Below are 19575 nucleotides of genomic sequence, written 5' to 3'. Positions count from 1 at the left end.
GATTTCGTTTAAGGTGGTTGCCTCGGCCCAATTGGGAAGCACCGGCTCCGGAAAATTTCGGGATTGGATAAGGCCGCAGGGCTGATGTAGGAGTGATATTTTTAGGAGGATGCGCGCTATGAATGAACAGCCTTTTTCACACCGGCATGAAAAACCTAATTTTCTCGTCTTCCTCGTTGATGAGGAGCGGTATCCCCCCGTTTATGAGGATGCGGAGCTGGCAGAATGGCGCAAACAAAATTTTATCGCACATGAACTGTTGAAATCGAACGGGATGGAATTCCACAGGCATTATATCGGGAGTGCCGCATGCTGCCCGAGTCGGGCTACTTTATTGACCGGACATTACCCTTCGCTTCACGGCGTCACCCAAACAAACGGGATTGCCAAAGGAAGCTTCGACTCCGATATGTTTTGGTTGGGGAGAAACACGGTGCCTACAATGGGAAATTATTTCCGCGAGGCTGGATACCAGACCTACTATAAAGGAAAGTGGCATATTTCCTATGAGGATATTGTAATTCCCGGCACGCACCAAGGCGTCCCCAGTTACGATCCCGTGACCGGTATTCCCGACAGACAGCAGGAGCAGCTGTACCTTCATGCGGATCGCCTGGACAGCTTCGGCTTTTCCGGTTGGGTCGGTCCCGAGCCCCATGGCAAAAACCCGCGAAACTCCGCATCTTCCGCTGCATTCGGAGTAAGCGGTAGAGATGTGGTCTATGCTGCCGAAGCGGTTGAGCTTATAGAGTCTCTCGATCATGAGAAACAGCTCGATGCCCATGCGAAACCGTGGCTGCTCGTAGCTTCTTTCGTGGACCCGCACGATATTGTCTTATACGGCGCGCTTACCGCGCATCTGCCCGTCTTTAATTTCGATGTGGAACCGATGCCTTCGGTTAACCCTCCGCCTACCCTTAGCGAATCTTTACATACGAAACCGCGCTGTCAATCCAGCTATCAGCGTATATATCCCAACGCATTGCAGCCCATCATCAACGAGCCTCATTATCGTAAACTATATTATCAATTGCAAAAAAGAGCCGATCAGCAAATGTTGAAAGTGTTTGAAGCACTTACCCGTTCTTCCTTTTATGACAACACGATTGTTATTTTTACATCCGATCACGGGGAGCTGCTCGGCGCTCACGGCAACCTTCATCAAAAATGGTACTGCGCTTACGAAGAAATGCTGCATGTTCCATTTCTCATACATAACCGGAAGCTATTTCCGCAGCGCAGGCAGGTCAGCACGGTTACAAGCCATGTCGATCTGCTGCCTACCATGCTGGGACTGGCCCATGTCAATGCAGCTGTCATCCAAAATCGTCTGCGGCGAAATTTCAGCGAAGTGCATCCTCTTACAGGCCGCGATCTTTCCCCCTTCATTGTAGGACAGAGCTTATCCGAGCCGGTTGAAGAACCGATTTATTTTATGATCGACGACGACGTTACGCGCGGTCAGCATCAAATCAATCTTTTGGGCAGACCGTACCCGTCCGTGATTCAGCCTAACCATATCGAAACCGTCATCGCCTCCATATACAGGGATAATGTGAAAGAGCTGTGGAAATATTCCCGCTACTTTGATAACGATCAATTTTGGAGCCATCCCGGCGATAAGGACGTCACGGCCCAGCCGGTAGAAGCTTCCCATGCAGGATTGCAACTTTCCGAGTTTACCTATGCTGCCGAGGTCAAAACGGAGCCGGTTCCGGACGAATACGAGCTGTATAATTTGACCGCGGACCCGCTTGAGACGCGCAATCTTGCAGACCCCGCCTTCGCTTCGACGGAAACGCAGCCGGTTCAAGAGCTAATGGCGTATTTGTTGGAGCAGCAGCGGAAGCAAAAACGGCTGGTGCCGGTCCGTTGAGGAGAAACCCTGAAAAAAGAGGTTGAACAGGGAATCACCCTGATCAACCTCTTTTTTAGTACCGCCATATTATACAGCAGGACAAACTAACACTTATAAACCAGCCTAGTTTGTTTTTTCGAGGCCGATTAAATCGAACGATTGGCCGGTTGCTTTATCGACAAGTATAAATTTGAACGTATGGCTGCCTGCGGTCAAATTAATGCTTCCGACATTGGTCAAGTACATCCCTTGAAGATCCGACGATCCCACAGTCTCATTGATTGCCGGGCCGACATTGCTTTCATCGACCGTCAGCTGCATCAGCGTTCTGCCCGTATTGCTTTTCTTGGAGCCGAACAGTACATTGTAGGTACCGTCTACAACAACATTCATCTGAAACTCGATGGTCGCATTCGTTCCGCCAAAATTGACCTGCATATGAGAGGCATTGAGCGCGCTGTTCCGGTCGTAATTGGCACCCGTATCGTCAAGTCCGACGGATTTGGTAGAGTTGTCGGACAGCTGGTAACTATTTGCAAGGTCAAAATCGTGAATCAAGTCGACCAAGTTAATCGTATAATAGACGTCCGCCTTCGCGTCCTGCGAAGTTACATGCAGCAGATCGCCGGTCCGAAGCTGGGTGTTGCCGGTCTTAGCGGCGTAGACTGCATCCGTGACGGAATAAGCTTGGTTCGTCGCATCCGACGACTCTACTTCCGCCAGCAGGTTATCGGCGGTGAGGCCGCGATAGGCTATGACCGAACGATCTTTATTGTATATGGTCGCGACGTGAGGGTGCACGGCTCTTACTCGAACATTCGTACTTGCAGCCTGTGCTGCAATGGCAATCGTATAAGTCGCCGTTGCCGTTCTGTCTGCAGCCGTAACGATTAACTTATCCCCGTTGGCGGCGTTGCCGGAAGTCTTGGCAGCGCCGGCCGCATTGGTGAAGGAATACGTTTGTGTCGTTCCATCTGTTGATTTCAACTGTCCTGCCAGCGACGTAATAGCGGGTGTTGCCGCCACCGCAATTCTGCGATCCGTATTGTTGGCTGCAATTACTATAGCACTGCCGCTATTCGGCTGCACATTCGTCGTAGGGAAAGCGATCAAGTAATTTTTAATCGCTACCCCGTCGGCTGCCGTGACCTTTAAGATATCGCCGACAACAAGCACATCCGCCGGCAATTTTGGCGTATTTCCCGAATTCATAACCGCATAATCCTGCTGCGAATCATCTGCAGATACAATTTGAGCCAGCAGGTCGGCTACGGTCGTACCTGCGACAATGACAACGAAAGTCGCATTCACGGCTTTCACATTCGGATGCGATGCTTTCACAGCTACACTCGCATTATTGCTTATATCAGATGCAGCTAGGATTGTATAAGCAATCTGAGTTGCACCGTCCGCAGCCTTGACGACCAAGCGGTCGCCGGTAACAAGCGTGCCCGATTGTTTATCAGCGTTGCCGGCATCCGTGACGGAATACGTTTGCGCCGAACCGTCCGTCGATGTGATTTGAGATATGATATCGGCTACCGTTGCATTGGAAGTAACACTCACGGTTTTTGCCGCATTATCGACAGCCGTCACACTCGGATGATTCGAATTCAACTGTATCCCCGTATTGCTGCTGGCTGGAGCCGATGCTCCAGCCTTTTCAAATTTCACATAATCGACGACGATCGAGCCTGCGCTGGTTGCTGCGAATCTGACAGGGTAGCTGCCCGCCGCCGCGAATGTGATCTGGCCCAAATCGACCGGAATATACAAGTTGGCCGTCGTATTATTTTGATTGACCGGCGAGCCCTTGGCCTCTCCGTTGACATAAGCCTGCACGGTCGCTCTTCCCGACGCGTTCGTTTTATATTGATACGACACGTTATACGTACCCGCCAACGGAATCGTTACGTTAAATTCGATCCATTCTCCGGCAGGAACCCCGTTAGCCTGCAGATAAGCGATGCCATTGGTTGTCGAGGTGGTTAGGGAAATCGCCGATGAACTTTTCGTGACTGCGTTGGCATTAAATAGCGCATCTCCTTTCAATACAATTTCGGCCGGGACGTTAATCGTATAATTTTTCTTCGTCGTCCCGTCTTGCGCGGTTACGACGAGAATATCGCCCGTCTCAAGAGCTCCCGAGCTCTTCGGTGCATTGGTCGAATCGGTGACCGAATACGTCTGTACCGTACCGTCAGTTGATTCCAATTGGCTAGTAATATCACCTACCGTCGATCCCAAGAGTGCCGTAACCGAATTGGCGGTTCTATCCAGGTTCGTTAAATTCGGATGTCCGGCCTGTTTCAATTGAATCGACGTGTTATGCGGGTCCTGTGCAATCGGCGGGTAAGCCTGCTTGCCCGGCACCGTTACATCGATCATATCTGCCAAAACCGTCGGCTCGTTGCCCCAGGTATCATTGTAGAAAGAAGAATTTGTCACGGTAATATGAGCCGCATTTTTCAGCTGAATGACATTGGAAGCGCCCGCCCCTTTGACCATTTTCATATGATCTATGTTGGCATTTTTAACGTCGTCCAGCACGACTGCATACCTGTCGTCATTTTTCTCGAATCTCGTATTGACGTTTTTAAAAGTAAGCCCGTCAACATGTCTGGCCCAGAAGCCGTAGGATGGCTGCTCCCCGATGTCCGCAATGTTGTACTTGCCGACCCCCAGTTCCGGTGGGCTAATTTCCGAATCAGCCAGCTTGTTCCCGCCTTTTACTAAAACATCGACATTTTCAAAGCTCAGATTTTCGATATAACCGACGCTGCGTCCGTCCGGAAGGGTCGGTCCGCCGTCGCCAACCTTGTAACCCGCGATGATCGGCGTAGCCTTATTCTGATTCGTGTATTTGACCCATCTCTTGGAAGGATCGCTATATTGACTTCCTCCATAAACCTCCTCGATGTTCACGTCTTTAATGAAAATATTTCTTACATGACCGATATTGACGTTCGTGCTTAACAGCTCGTCTCGCTGCACGCCGTTTTCCATAAATTTCATTCGTTTTGCTTGGCCGCCGATCACGCGTCCGCGATTCGAAATCGAAATAAAGAATGGTGCCCGCGTACGTCTCATTTCCGACTTATGGTGAATTGGACCCGTCTTGCCGGAATTTAAATAAATATTTTCGATATGACCGCCATCATTCGTTGAAATCGAGAAGCCCGCTTTATTTCCCGCCAGCACATAAATGTTGTCGACATACGCATTTTTGATATCGTCTACAGTTTCGCTGCCGATTTGGAACAGATTGCAGTTCGTGTCGCCGATAATGTTGCGAACGTAGAACGTTGTTGCCGGTCTTGTAAAGCCTAACGAAGAATCGCTGCCCGGCTTGACGATATCGTCGGACGTTCCTTTGGCATAAATGTTTTTAGCAGTAACATAGCTGCTTTGCATATAGTCGAAAACGTCTCTGGCGCCGCCGCCTTTATCCTTGTCGTAATAAAAATCATGCGTATTGATATAATCCGTGCCGGTGGCCAGCAGCGCAAAATGTCCTGCGCCATCCACTTTGAGCATATTGCTGATGTTGGTCTGCCGGACTTCATTTGTACCGTCTGCGTCAATGCTTTGAATATAGTACGGTTCGTCCGTGGTAGGCGAATCGGTTTCTTCGTACCACAGATCAAGCCCGTTATCCAGGCCTCCGAATTCAAAGTTCGTACACAGCTTGACCGTAACCATCTTATCCGTACGATTGTCAGGGGCATTATTCATAACACCGTCACCGGTTACAAGGTTGCCGTTGCCTGTTATTTTGCCGTTGCCTATAATTTTAAAGTTATCGATACGTTCGCCAAAAAACATGCTGTTTCTAAAGAACGTGTGGCCTACATCCTGCTTGGTCAAATAATTTTCCGGATCTCTGTAAGGTCCGGTGTCCGTCGCGGAGGTGCCGGAGCGATAAGCTTTGTCCGAGAAATACGTCGTTTCCGGAGCATCGCCGCCTTTTAACGCCGATAGGGTCGCATCTTTGTTGACATACAGGTATACATTGCTTTGAAGATGAACGGTTCTCACATTAAACGTGCCGTTTTCGAACAGCAGCGTACCGCCGCCTAATGAGTTCAGATACAGGATGGCGTCATTAATCGCCTGGGTATCGTCCGTTTTGCCGTCACCCTTTGCGCCCATCAGCTTGACATTGTATTTGCCGGTGTAGAATTTGGCGATATTGGAGTCTCCCCTATTCTCGCCGCCAGCAACGGCAAGCTTAAAGTAATACTCTTTATTCGGAGCAAGGTTCGCAACCGTCACTTCTCCGCTTTGCGCACCGACGGCAGCATCGCTTTCCGTCCATGTGGCTCCTTTATCCGTTGATTGCAGCAATTTGATGGAGTCGGCATTTTTGGCGGCGCTCCAGCTGAACTTAGCCTTTGTATACGTATCGCCGGTTTCCTTATAGGTCAGACTCTTATCCAAATCGCGACTAAAGCTGCTTATCGTATGGACCGCTTGCAAGCTTACCGCACTCCAGGGGCTTGTCAAAACTTCCGGCTCCGAAGTTGTGTAGGAAGCTTCGAACGGATAGCTGCCCGCTTCTAAGCTCACACCTTCGAAAGTAATTTGCAGATCGGCACCATTCGCCGGTCTCAGGTCAAGTCCCTTAAATAGAATAACCTGACTTCCGTCATCCTTGTTGTCGATCGTAACCGTACCGACCTGCTGGAACCTGTAGCCTGCGCCCACTCTGCCAACGGATTGCGTCGCAAGTCCCGATAGCTTCACCTCGCCTCGGCCAATTACATTTACTTTCGTGTTATCCATCGTTGCACCGATTCCTTTCGGAACCTTAAGTACAACTTCGGTTGCCGGACTTCTCATGCCAGCAAAAAATTTCAAAACGACGTCGGACCGGGTATTTGCCGTGATGACGTTATTTATAAGCTCCATCCTGCTCCGTACTGCGCCTTTGACCACATTTACCGTATAATCGCGAGATTCTTGTCCTGCGCTTACGGTTAACGTGTCGCCCTGTGCGATCGGATCGGTCATTTTTTTGGTTCCCTTCGTACCTTTGACCGCATAGGTCTGAGGAGTGGACGTCTTGGAAGCAATTTGCTTGAGCAGCTCTTCGACCGTTTTGATTTCCATCGTAGTAAGGCCTGCGCCTTCCGCTGTATCGACCGTATAGACATAGGTGCTGCCCGATGTGATATTAAGAACATCTCCCGAAGTATCGCCGATATTTACGCCTTGTTCGGACGGTTTGATCGAAAGCTTATCCGCTGCCGGGTCAACCGTTAAAATTTTATACTCCTTGGACGCCTTTCCATTTTCCGCCGTTACGCTTAAACTATCATTCGTTTTAAGGATATAGGAGGCAGCGGACGAGTTGTTTATTTTATACGTTTGCGTTGAGCCGTCTCCCGATTTAAGATCTCCGACCAATTGACCGAACGTTGTCCCTGTCCATACGGCAACCGTCTCCTCCGTAATATAGATGACCTGTGCCGCGTTATTTGTTTTTACAATGGCTGTATTGCTGCTTCCGTTGCCGTTTCCGTTGTCGCCTCCGTTACCGTTTCCGTTGTCGCCTCCGTTGCCGTTTCCGTTGTCGCCTCCGTTGCCGTTTCCGTTGTCGCCTCCGTTGCCGTTTCCGTTGTCGCCTCCGTTGCCGTTTCCGTTGTCGCCTCCGTTGCCGTTTCCGTTGTCGCCTCCGTTGCCGTTTCCGTTGTCGCCTCCGTTGCCGTTTCCATTGTCGCCTCCGTTGCCGTTTCCGTTGTCGCCTCCGTTGCCGTTTCCGTTGTCGCCTCCGTTGCCGTTTCCGTTGTCGTCTCCGTTGCCGTTTCCGTTGTCGCCTCCGTTGCCGTTTCCGTTGTCGCCTCCGTTGCCGTTTCCRTTGTCGCCTCCGTTGCCGTTGCCATTGTCGCCTCCGTTGCCGTTGCCACCGCTGTTACCGCCGCGACTGCTGCTGCGACTGCCGGTGCTGCCCGGTACCGGTGTGGTTTCCGATGTCATGGATTGGCCTCCGGCCGTGACCGTTACGCCGTCCGCAACCGTTACATTCGTCGGTTTTTTCTCAAAGACAGCCCCGTCCGCTTTAATATCCGCGTTCACAATTTGGCCCGTTCCTTTGACATCTACTTTCGCTTCAGCTATAAAATCGGTAATGACTGCAGCTTCACCCAACTGAATCGTCGTACCGGCCGCTGTTGGATGTATATCCATTTTGCCTATGGAACCGTTTGCCACTTGAACGCTGACATTAGATGCTTCAATGGAAACCATAGAAAAGTTTCCGTCCAGCTTGATTTCCTGTCCCGCGACTACTTGCACGATATGGACTGTGCCAAAACCATTACCTGCAGCGTGTTCGCCTACCAGGATCGCGCCTGAATTCAATTGAACCTGTCCGATTTGCGTAGTGCCTTGCGATACGATTCTGATTTTGCCGTCACCCTTATTAATAATAAGAGTACCGATCAGCGATGAATTTTTAATTACAATACTATGCTCGCCGCCGCCCCTGACTAGGGTTCTGCCTTTAACCGTTACGCCGTCCAGGATAACGTTGCCATCGCCGATACCTTGTGTCAAATATAGATTTCCGTTTATTGTCATATCCTTCAACGTAACATCTCGTGTATTGATTACAAGATTTCCTGGTACACTGCCCGAATACGTATTGGGCGTATTTTTGAGTTCGCCCATGGCGTTATCCATCATCTTGATCGATTCCGCACGGGTAATGTTGTCGAGAGGCGCGAAGCTTCCATCCGGACGCCCTTGGATAAATCCGCTCTCGGCCATAGCGCTAACCGCCGGCTTGCTCCATGAAGCTATTTGGGCGGCATCGGCAAACTTGCCGTTAGCATTGTCGTTTTGCGCCTGCAGCTCGAACGCTCTGGCAATAACGACAGCCGCTTCCTGCCGTGTAATCAAATCGTTAGGCTTGGCATTGCCGTTGTCATCGCCCTTGACGATCCCCGCCGCTGTCGCTTTTGAAATATCGTCGGCATACCAGGCATCACTTTGAATATCTGGAAAAGTAACGCTTGCTCTATCGACCAATTGGAACACTCTATTCACAAACGCAAAAAATTCAGCTCTTGAAATAGGATGATCGGGCTTGAATGTCCCGTCGGGATTGCCTTGCACAAGTCCCAGAGACGCCCAATGGCCGATCTCCTTTGATGCCCAGTGATTTGACACATCGCTTGGAGCAGCAGTCGCTGCCGATTCCGCAGCGTTGGCTCCTAAAGCAGCTGATACCGTCGAAAACAACATAATAAAAGCAACAATGATCGATATTGCTTTTTTAACGCTGTTTGCCATTTTTTATCGCTCCTTTTTGAAAATATGTATGGTGCGCAGCATCCATAACTGATCGTACCGCCCCTGCCATCCTCCCTTGTTCGATCTCACCTGTGAGGCATCTCCGATAGCGTGCTTCCCGTTCTGCCTCTTGTTCGCAATTCCCCCTTACTCGTATGAAAACGGATACAAATATCATATATAAACAAGGTCTTTTAAACTATCAAATATCTTTATGACTTTTTATATTATCTTTATATGTTTGATCCGCAGTTTGAAAATAATAGAGCAATTGGAGGGTTAAAAAAACCTTAGCCTGAATCAGTATATAAATACCGTCCGGCTAAGGAAATGTTTATTGAGTATTAACGTTAATATTAAATACGCGTTTTTATACCTGTGCGCTTAATTGCGACAACGGGCCTATGGCATTCCTCGATAACGGCAATTCGCTGCCTTACTTGCTCCAGTGTAGCCTCCAATGGCGCATGATGCACCATCGTTTGATACAGCATCGTATAATACTTTTCCGTCATCGCTAACATCAAGTTCTTTCCCTGCTCCTCCGGTACGTCCCAGCTTTCTTCATGCCAAGCAAGCTGTTCCCGGCAAATCTTCAATCTTTCCGGCAGCCAGGTCGGCGATCGCCACAATTTCATACAGCTCTTTCATCCGAAACAACGATTTCGTGTGAATGTCCAGACCGCTGCGGCCTTGGCCGATACTACCGACTTATTTGACTCATCGGATTTCCTCTTGCGCCTTTCTCATGTACTGCACATATTGCGGGAAGGCAATTTCAGGTTCTTCCAATTCATCAGGGTACCACGCTTTTTCCCACTCATACACGTAATAGCCTTGGTAGCCGTTCTTTTGCAGCAGCTTGAACATCTCTTTCAATGGGATATCCCCTTGGCCGTTCAATACATATTTATGCGGATGCCTGCGGCCTGTACCGTCTACTTTGAGCGAATCCTTGACGTGCACGTATTGAATCCATTGGCCCAACGCGCTCCAGGTATCCTCCGGCTGCTCGCCGATCGTGCGGTACGGGTGGTGCAAGTCCCATAGAACGCCTGCCCCTTCATGGTTCACCTGCTCCATGACCGGCTGCAAATAACGGCAATCCGTCCAATCGTCATGCGTTTCTACCAGTACTTTGGCTCCGGAGGCAGCTGCGATCGAGGCCATTTCCTTTAAATGCTTGATCATCAGGCGGGTAGCTTCCGCCCGGTCGAGATCATCGATTTTACCGCCGAATACGCGTATGTACGGCGTCTCGAAAATTTCGCAGAGCCGGGCATATTCCTTGACTTCGTTCAAGTTCTGCTCATACTTCTCCGCAGATACGGCATGTACGGAGCTCGAAAAGCAAGATACCTTCAATCCCGCGTTTGCGATGCGGGCATGCGATTGCTTGGCATCCCCCGAAAATTCAGGCAGCTTCCAAATGTTCATCTCACCCTGCAGGCCTCTAAAATCAATCGCGTCAAATCCGTATTCCGATGCATGCCGAATGATTTTGTCCAAGGGCCATGCCGGACACCCGAGCGTAGTAAAAGATAATAACAAATTCGGTCACCCCTTATCAAAATTTGCGTCGATGCTGACTGACCATCAGTCACGGCGCTAAAACTAATGTAACATGTTTGGACAGTTGTATAAACATTCAAAGCTCAAATCGCATACAAAAATAAACGGATCAGAGCTTCGATTCGAGATCTTCTTCATTACTATCAAGCTTTATGATAGCTGCGATTTTGAAGCTTGGCTGCGCGTAAAGCCGGGTTTTTCAATAAGTGGTACAGGTTGCCGACGAGCAGCCCGATAAACAAATACATCAAGCCTCCGAATAAACTATACACGACGGCTCCCGCGGCAGCGCCCAGGACGCCAAAAATGACTTGATCCTTTTCTTTGGCCGGTGAGGTAGGCGGGTCTGTGAGCATAAACAACGCAAAGAAAAGCGATGCGTTGATGAAAGGCGGCCGAAGCGCGTCAGCGGCGTCTCCGACATGAAGTATTCCCATAATCAATAACAGGATAAAGTACGTTCCAAGAAATGAAAAGACCTGGGGGAATTTATTCACCCGATTCGTGACCGTATAACCGCCGATCAAAAGAAACACGATAGTCCATGAAGGAAGATCCCCGAAGGCCCCCCACCAGCTTTGTCCTGTCCGAAACAAAAGGATGGATAAAAGCAAGCCAAAAGCTGCCGGATTGAAAATCGGTTTCTTCTTATAAACGAATATATATTTGGACAAAATGGCGATCATCGATGTCGCGGCAACAATATACCATGGGGCAGTCGTACTTAGGATCAGCGCAATAATCAAGCCGGTGATGACCGCGCCATCCGGCAAACCCCGTTTCTTTTTGACAACGTGGGAGCAAGTGAAATCGGCGGCTAATGAAGCGGCGACGGCAATGAAGCCATTGTAGATGCCGCTGATATCCTCTGACCCGATGGCCGCTATTACCAGCAAGACAGCCATGGTTATGGTGACGTATCCTTTAGGTGTACGGATCCATTTATGAGCTGCCATTTATATCTCTCCTATTCGGTAGATGTTCAGACCGGATGTAATCAGAATTCCTTTAAAACCAAGCTGTTCAATTAATGTTCTCCCGCGCTCCACTCCGCATAAGAAGGAAGCCGTCGAGAAAGCATCCGCTATCATCGCGTAAGGGGCGACGACACTGCAGCTGACCCATGCGTCCGGCGATTGCCCGGTTGCAGGATCGATCATGTGATGCACGCCGGGTTTTACCGGACTTCTGCGCTCATAGCTCCCCGAAGTGCAGACCGCCTCATTCGAAAGTTCAATCTCTTGTATGATTTGATCCTTGTACACAGGGTGCTGAATGCCGATTTTCCACTTGCCTCCGCTTTCATCCGCTCCGCCTGCATAAAGGTCTCCGCCTGCATTAACGACAAAGCCCTCGAATTGGGTCAGCTCGCGTGCAGCCAAATCGATAGCAAACCCTTTTGCGACCGCCCCCAAATCGATCACCAGCGGTCTTCGTAAATACAAGGTACGGTCTTGCTCATTTAAGACAATATCCCGATAGGTGACCGCATCAGCCGAATGGCTTTGAATCGTCTCTCCGGTTAAATAATGCCGATTGAACCCGTGATCCTCCATGATCTTTCCTATCGCGGGATCGAATCGGCCATTCGTCCATTGCGCTACCTCCCAAGCAAACTTCAGCGGCTCAAATAAAAACGGGCTTAACGGTACTACGGTCTTGACCCGGCGGCATGCTTCCATCAACTCGCTATCGGAGCTGAAGCGGCTGCAGGCATGTTCGACTTTCCGAAAAGCTTCAAAAGCCCGCTGAATTGCTGCTTCCGCAGCATCGTCCGACTTTCGCGTAACCACCTGAATATCTACGGCGGTGTCCATAAACAATTTCGTCTTTTTCATGATTGTTCCCGGCCTAAGTATTTCGTGCCTTGGAAAGCGCATCTTGTACGGCATCTTGAAACGCTCGTGTGCTATACGTTGCGCCTGATACATTGCGTACCTGCGCGCTCTGTTTTTGTACAACTTCCTGCGGCAATCCCACTACGTCATCCTCCGAGTAATGCATGGCAAAATGACTTATTTCAACATCCGTTATTTTATCGTTCTTAATGGTTACGGCTGCCTGAATGGACCCGCGGCGATTGCTTCCCGTTCCGTTGAAAGTCCCGTTTTTATATTGGCCTTTGGATGGGCTGCTGTCTGCTTGAATGCCCGCTTGACTGATTGGCGCAGGCTGCTGTACCGATGCTTGAGATTCAGTTGCCAAGTATCCGGCTGTGTATATCGCTCCAATAGCCGCCGCACAAAGGACGACCCATTTATTGTTCATTTTAGCCACGTCGATCCCTCCAATGTTATGCTTCACCGACAGTTTCATTATAAAGAACGAACATTTAAATTTTATTAAAGCTGCGTGCTTACGGTTTTCTTGGGAACATCATCTGAAATTCGGTTCCGACGGAAACCCTGGATGCGACGCGAATGGTTCCCTTATGCGCATGCACAATCCATTCGGCGATCGAAAGTCCAAGCCCGGTCCCGCCTTCGTCGCGGGAGCGAACCTTGTCTCCCCTATAAAACCGTTCAAAAATATGAGGGAGATCGGCTTCTGCAATCCCGCAGCCGCTGTCTTTCACTACAATCTTGACGGAATGCGGCAAATTGTGGCAGGTGAACTCAATGGTACCGTGGGGTGGGGTAAACTTCAGGGCATTATCCAATAAAATGACGAACAATTGCCGGAGACGGCTTTCATCCCCCCAGATTATAGAAGGCTGGAATTGGGAATGAATGCGAATCGACTTCGTTTCGGCCAGCAGCTGGAATTGCTCGGCGATTTCTTCAAGAATGGGATGCAGCGGTATTGCCGCGGCCTGAATTTGAAGCTGGTTGGAATCGGTTCGCGCCAATGTCAGCAAATCGTCGATCAGCTTTCCCATTCGTTTGCTTTCCTTCGCGATGACGGCAATGTTCTGGCTTTCCTGCTCGATCGTATGCTGCGGGTGACGAAACAAGAGCTCGGCACGGGTCCGGATCACGGAGGTTGGGGTGCGCAGCTCATGGGAGGCATCCGCGACGAATTGCTGTTGCTTGGTCCATGACCGACGAATCGGCACCAGAGAACGCCCGGCCAGGTAGAAACCGGCCAGGACGGAAAAAATCAGCCCTGCCGCTCCACCCAGGGCAAGATCCGTGCGAAGCGTCCGAAGCATTCTGCGTTCAGCCTCCAGGCTTCTGATGGCAACCACATCAAAAACATGGGGCAGCGGCGATGCACCCACCGCTTCACGCATCGGATTGCGGAATCCCAACACCTTGTAATCACGCCCGCCTGCAGACATATTTAGCAAAGAGCCCTCGGCACTCATATTTTTAAATCGGAGCGCATCATTCAGGGAGAACGATTGCTTCGGATATTGGGCGATTAATTGTCCCTGCTCATCCCAGAAAAAGTAGGACACTCTCCGGTCCGCGTCAGGCTCCGGATGATCGTCCCGCAGCATTTGATCGATAGAGCCGGTTTGCATGGTCCTCGCAATATCAAGGAGCGCTTCGTCAGCTTGATGGTATAACCGGTAGCCCAGATGCACGTATAAAACAATACCGGATACAAGCAGCACCAGCACAAATACCACCGAATTTAACAAAACCAATTGAGTACGGGTTTTATTGAACATTGGAATCCCCTTTAAATAAGTAACCTACGCCGCGGATCGTCTTTAAATAAAGGTCCCCGCCGTACGGCGCAAGCTTTTTGCGCAAATGATGAACATATACATCAACGGCGGTTGAAGCCGCATCCGAATCGAATCCCCATATCCGTTCAAAGATCTGATCTCTGGATAAAATTTGTTCCTTATTGCACAGGAAAAATTCCAGCAGCTCGTATTCTTTGGGACTTAGTCTCAAGGGCTGTTCACCGGCATACGCGTCCCTTAAATTAGGCGCAAGATGAATTTGCCCGCAGGACAATTCCCCATCGGAATCGATCGTCCCTCGTCTTCTTAATACGGCCCTTGCTCTGGCAAGCAGCACGGTTACGGCAAACGGCTTCGTTACATAATCGTCCGCACCGGCATCGAGCCCCCTGACGCAATCCTCGACGCTGTCTTTTGCGGTCAGCATGATGACCGGCGTTAAAACTTGGCGGGTCCGCAAATGTTTGACAACGTCCAATCCGTTCATGCCCGGCAGCATTACATCCAGAACGATAAGATCGTAGCTTCCTTGCTCGGCTAAGAAGCATCCTTCGTCGCCCGCCGAAGCTCCTGTCGTATCGAAGGCCTCGTTTTCGAATATTTCCTTAATCGCTTCAAGCAGCGGAAGATCGTCTTCGACAATCAATATTTTCACTGAATCAACCCCGGCGTCGTATTGGCTTTAGCTTAACCAAAAGCGTGTAATTATTTATGCTCCCAGTATAGCAAACAATCATTGAAACTTTATTAAAAGGATTTCGCCGTTTGTTTCAACTTACTAAATTTGAGAATCGATAAAAAAATAAGTAAACTAATAGGTAATGAAGGAGGCGAATCAACATGGGCGATTCGACAATAAATATGGAAATAGGAATCAGTACATTTCTGGAGGCTACGCCGGACCCGGCGACAGGAGAAGTCATCAGCCACGCCGAACGGCTGCGCCATGCGGTTGAGGAGATCGTGCTGGCCGACCAGGTCGGTCTGGACGTCTATGGAATCGGGGAACATCATCGACCCGATTACGCCGGGGCTTCGCCCGCTGTTGTATTAGCGGCAGCAGCTGCCATGACCAAGCGGATACGGCTCACGAGCGCCGTTACCGTACTGTCCTCAGACGATCCGGTTCGCGTATATCAAGCTTTCTCCACGCTTGACGGCATCTCCAACGGCCGGGCCGAGATTATGGCGGGCAGGGGCTCGTTCATCGAATCGTTCCCGCTTTTCGGATACAGCCTCGATGATTACGATGAATTGTTCGAAGAGAAGCTGGAGCTGCTGTTGGCCATCCGTTCCTCGGAGAAGGTGACTTGGCGCGGCGGACATCGTCCCGCGATCCGTAACATGGGCGTATATCCGCGGTCCGTTCAGAATCCGCTGCCGGTGTGGATCGCAAGCGGCGGAAATCCCGAATCAGCCGTAAGGGCAGGCATGCTCGGCCTTCCGATCGCCTTTGCCATCATCGGCGGAATGCCCGAGAAGTTCGCCCCGTTAGTGGAACTCTATAAGAAGGCTGCCGCACAGGCCGGGCACGATCCCGACTCGCTTCCGATCGCGACGCACTCGCACGGATTTGTCGGGGAAACGACCGAACAGGCTGCCGATCTATTTTTCCCTTCAACGCAAGCCCAAATGAACGTCATCGGACGTGAACGGGGCTGGCCGCCATACAGCCGCGCGGCCTTTGATGCGGCACGGAGCCTTCAGGGCGCTCTCTATGTCGGCGATCCTGAATTTGTGGCGGAAAAAATTATTTTGCTGCGCAAAAATTTGGGAGTAACCCGCTTCTTCCTGCATGTGAATGTCGGCACGATGCCGCATCGTGAAATTTTGCGCACCATTGAATTGCTCGGAACCAAAGTCGCGCCAATGGTGCGCAAGGAGCTGGCCCGCATGGAGCCAGAGGAATGAAGCAAGGCTATGACCCGATGAAGCGGATTATAGCCCGCTCTGTACGAAAAGACCGAAATCCCGTTGGACAAATGCGAATTTCCGACTCCGCCTGTTGTCCCAGGGGACCATTGAACAGGCAGCATACTCGGGCAAGGGATCCCATTATATGGGTTGAGGTTAAATAAGACGAAGGGGGAAAAGCAATGGCATTCGTTCGCCGGGGCTATACTTGTTCTATCATATTGGTGGCCGTTCTGCTGCTCGGCCTGTTCCCGGCACCGGCCGGCGCCAAAACGCAGGATGAACAGCTTGTTTGTCTGGATCCCGGACATCAGCTGCACGGGAATAACGGACTGGAGCCTGTCGCGCCGGATTCGAAGGAAATGAAGGCGAAGGTGACATCGGGGACAAGAGGAGTTGTCACGAAAAAACCGGAATATGTTCTCACTTTGGAAGCCTCGCTGCTGCTCAAGGAAAAGCTGGAGGCGTTCGGATATAAGACAGTCATGACTAGAGAGTCCCATGATGTCGATATGTCCAATATAGAAAGAGCACAGCTTTGCAATGAGGTCCAAGCCGATCTGGCCGTGCGAATACACGCAGATGGAGATAACTCCCCCAAGTCGCAAGGAATTTCATTGCTTTACCCGGCATGGATCAAGGGGGCACAGGCGGGCTTCTCCGAAAGCAAAGCGGCGGCGGAGACCATTCTGCGCGAAGCGGTCTTGGCCACCGGAGCTGTCTCCAGAGGCGCAGTGCCACGCTCCGATCTTACCGGCTTCAACTGGTCGAAGGTGCCTTCCGTTTTGGTGGAAATGGGCTTTATGACCAATCCGGATGAAGATAAACGGCTGTCCGATCCGGAATATTTGAACAAATTAACCGACGGGATCGCAGCAGGCATCAACTTGGCTTTGGCCGCTCAAACCGATGAGCCGGAATTGGAGACAACGTCTCAGGCCTACCTGCCAATTCCGACCCCGTTATACGATTATTCGAATGGCAAGATGACCCGCACCCGGACAGCGCTGTCGCCACAACTTGTCCATGTTTCGGCCACACGAGGCGGTTGGGGGAAAGTAACCACATGGGTTGGAGAGCAGTGGCTGCCGCTCGGGCATGCCGTATTCCCGGTTAAGTCCGTGGACGTACAAATTGAACTGCCGCAAGACACGCCAATCTACAAAAGTCCCTATGATACGAAGCCTGCTGCACGTCTTTCCTCACAAAAGATACGCGTTCACGAGCAGTGGAATGACTGGTATTTGATCGATTCCTGGTTGGGGAAAGTATGGGTTGCCGATGGGCAACCCTTATAGAAGACCATCTCCACGGGTATGGGATAAACGACATCCGTGGGTGCCGTCTTCCTCTGCTTGAGAATTTGCCGGCACAACCAATTCTCAATATCGCAAAGAAGGACTCTCCCATCATGCCTCACGATACTTCCCTGTTCCGTTCCCTCAGGTACTGGAGGAAAACGCTGCCGGCGCCGCCTCTAAGACTCGGATTTGTACTTGATTTCACTCCTTGCGCCGGCGGTTCCGGGGGTAGCGAGTTCGCCCGGCTCCCAGTTTTGAGCATTGGATGCCGTGCGATCCCGCCGCTCGGACAAGGTGCCGATCCACCATCCAACCATCGCATTCACCACTGCCATCGCGGCGAATAATAGGAAGTCTCCCCATGGCTCCGGAAGCAGCAGGTCAGCTAGCAACCACCCGCCTGTGGCCCCAACTCCCATAAACGCACCCTTAATAGCCTTTACATTCCGATTTACACTCATTTGCACAACCTCCTGTGTTGGTTTGCTTGAGTTTTGCAGCAGCACGGGATATCCCTTCTGCCGGCAGCCGCAGCCGTACATCAGAAGCTGATATGGATTACCTACTGCCAGGTTTCGCCTAAATGCACGTTTCACCCCCCTTAGTTGACATCAACTATAGCAGGGACAGCCCGTGGAGGGTCTTATGATCCCTCTCCCATTTATTGTATGTCAATCGGATTCGCGAATATGCTTATGTCACCGGCGGACAAAACTCCTTAATTTTCAACTAAACATTACTTGGTGATGTCGGGTTTTAGCGAGCACTAACTCTTGAAACCGCTATATGAATGTGTCACAATCAATAAGGGATGCGCCCAATTAAAACCCCCATCGCCAAAAAGGAGGGCATTGAGCATGAGAACAATGAAACTTGGAACCAGCACACTGGAGGTACCTGTGGTCGCGGTCGGCTGCATGCGCATTAACTCACTGGAAAAAGCAGCGGCGGAACGTTTTGTCCAGACGGCATTGGAAATAGGTGCGAACTTCTTCGATCATGCGGATATTTACGGCGGCGGCACCTGCGAGGAAATTTTTTCGGATGCCATCCGCATGAACGATAATGTTCGCGAAAAGATCATCCTTCAATCCAAGTGCGGTATTCGAAAAGGCGCGTTCGACTTTTCCAAGGAACATATTTTAACGTCGGTAGACGGCATCCTGCGGCGGCTGAAAACCGATTATTTGGACATTCTGCTGCTTCACCGTCCGGATGCATTGGTAGAGCCAGAAGAAGTAGCGGAAGCTTTCGATCTTCTTGAAAGCTCGGGTAAAGTGCGCCATTTCGGCGTTTCCAATCAAAATCCGATGCAGATCCAGCTGCTGAAAAAGGCTGTGAAGCAGCCGATTGTCGCCAACCAACTGCAATTGAGCATCACGAACTCCACCATGATTTCCAATGGAATCAATGTCAATATGGAAAATGATTCGGCTGTAAATCGGGATGGCAGCATACTTGATTATTGCAGACTGAACGATATCACAATACAGCCGTGGTCACCGTTCCAATACGGCTTTTTTGAAGGCGTTTTCCTCGGAAACGACAAGTTCCCGGAATTGAATCAGAAGATCGACGAAATCGCGAAGAAATATGAGGTCAGCAGCACGACCATCGCCATCGCGTGGCTTTTGCGACATCCCGCACACATGCAGCCCGTTACCGGTACGATGAATATAAACAGGCTAATTGATTGCTGCAAGGCAGGCGATGTCCATTTGACGCGCGAAGAATGGTATGAAATTTATCGTGCAGCAGGCAATAAGCTTCCTTAACATGCAGATTATCCCCATCGATCGTGGAGAGCTCAGTTCCAACAACGGAAATAGGGCACCCTGCCGGGTGCCCCAATCTAACTCGGACCTGCGCCCGCCTAATGCCGACGCCATTCAATAGGGCAGGCCACCGTTTACTTGAATGACGAAATTGCTGCAGACAATTGCACCCCAAAAGTCGATCCTCTACCCACATCTGTTGCATCTTCTAAACAACCGATC

13 protein-coding genes are annotated in these 19575 nt (G+C 50.5%); 4 read left to right on the top strand and 9 right to left on the bottom strand.

Annotation, left to right across the window (positions count from 1 at the left end; genetic code table 11):
- Positions 1 to 118 precede the first annotated feature (118 nt).
- Positions 119 to 1876, top strand: coding sequence for a sulfatase family protein (locus tag E1757_RS23830; RefSeq protein ID WP_133232829.1), 1758 nt, complete (start codon positions 119 to 121; stop codon positions 1874 to 1876).
- 105 nt (positions 1877 to 1981) lie between these two features.
- Here E1757_RS23830 and E1757_RS23825 read toward each other — a convergent pair whose 3' ends face one another.
- The 8 genes from E1757_RS23825 to E1757_RS23790 form a co-directional block, all read right to left on the bottom strand.
- Entirely contained in the window at positions 1982 to 9154 is a 7173-nt protein-coding gene (locus E1757_RS23825) for an S-layer homology domain-containing protein (RefSeq protein ID WP_133232827.1), read from the bottom strand.
- A gap of 356 nt (positions 9155 to 9510) precedes the next feature.
- A complete protein-coding gene (locus E1757_RS23820) occupies positions 9511 to 9792 on the bottom strand; it encodes a hypothetical protein (RefSeq protein ID WP_133232825.1) in 282 nt (93 codons plus the stop codon).
- Between the two features lie 82 nt (positions 9793 to 9874).
- Entirely contained in the window at positions 9875 to 10663 is a 789-nt protein-coding gene (locus E1757_RS23815; protein WP_246079441.1) for a sugar phosphate isomerase/epimerase family protein, read from the bottom strand.
- 206 nt (positions 10664 to 10869) lie between these two features.
- Positions 10870 to 11682 carry an RnfABCDGE type electron transport complex subunit D gene (locus E1757_RS23810; RefSeq protein ID WP_133232821.1) on the bottom strand — a complete coding sequence of 271 codons (813 nt, stop codon included), beginning with the start codon at positions 11680 to 11682 and terminating at the stop codon, positions 10870 to 10872.
- Positions 11683 to 12564 carry an FAD:protein FMN transferase gene (locus E1757_RS23805; protein ID WP_133232819.1) on the bottom strand — a complete coding sequence of 294 codons (882 nt, stop codon included), beginning with the start codon at positions 12562 to 12564 and terminating at the stop codon, positions 11683 to 11685.
- A 13-nt stretch (positions 12565 to 12577) separates the two neighbouring features.
- The gene (locus tag E1757_RS23800; protein WP_246079456.1) at positions 12578 to 12994 is read right to left on the bottom strand and encodes an FMN-binding protein; all 417 of its coding nucleotides are present in this window, start codon (positions 12992 to 12994) and stop codon (positions 12578 to 12580) included.
- 88 nt (positions 12995 to 13082) lie between these two features.
- Positions 13083 to 14342, bottom strand: a complete 1260-nt coding sequence (locus tag E1757_RS23795) for a sensor histidine kinase (RefSeq protein ID WP_133232815.1) — start codon at positions 14340 to 14342, stop codon at positions 13083 to 13085.
- Entirely contained in the window at positions 14332 to 15018 is a 687-nt protein-coding gene (locus E1757_RS23790; RefSeq protein ID WP_133232813.1) for a response regulator transcription factor, read from the bottom strand. The genes E1757_RS23795 and E1757_RS23790 overlap by 11 nt, the downstream gene beginning before the upstream one ends.
- A gap of 206 nt (positions 15019 to 15224) precedes the next feature.
- Between E1757_RS23790 and E1757_RS23785 the strand changes: the two genes are divergently transcribed.
- Together E1757_RS23785 and E1757_RS23780 are read left to right on the top strand one after the other, a co-directional pair.
- A complete protein-coding gene (locus E1757_RS23785) occupies positions 15225 to 16274 on the top strand; it encodes an LLM class flavin-dependent oxidoreductase (protein WP_133233020.1) in 1050 nt (349 codons plus the stop codon).
- 185 nt (positions 16275 to 16459) lie between these two features.
- Positions 16460 to 17575, top strand: a complete 1116-nt coding sequence (locus tag E1757_RS23780; protein WP_246079439.1) for an N-acetylmuramoyl-L-alanine amidase — start codon at positions 16460 to 16462, stop codon at positions 17573 to 17575.
- Between the two features lie 179 nt (positions 17576 to 17754).
- Here E1757_RS23780 and E1757_RS23775 read toward each other — a convergent pair whose 3' ends face one another.
- Complete coding sequence (locus tag E1757_RS23775; protein WP_133232811.1) at positions 17755 to 18039, bottom strand: hypothetical protein; 285 nt, start codon at positions 18037 to 18039, stop codon at positions 17755 to 17757.
- 396 nt (positions 18040 to 18435) lie between these two features.
- Here E1757_RS23775 and E1757_RS23770 point away from each other — a divergent pair, with 396 nt between their 5' ends.
- Positions 18436 to 19353 carry an aldo/keto reductase gene (locus E1757_RS23770; RefSeq protein WP_133232809.1) on the top strand — a complete coding sequence of 306 codons (918 nt, stop codon included), beginning with the start codon at positions 18436 to 18438 and terminating at the stop codon, positions 19351 to 19353.
- Positions 19354 to 19575 lie beyond the last annotated feature (222 nt).

Origin of the sequence: Paenibacillus piri, assembly GCF_004354045.1 — a bacterium.
Classification (GTDB): Bacteria; Bacillota; Bacilli; order Paenibacillales; family NBRC-103111; genus Paenibacillus_S; species Paenibacillus_S piri.
The sequence above is the reverse complement of the archived record's forward strand: the minus strand, read 5'-3'. Positions and strand labels throughout refer to the sequence as shown.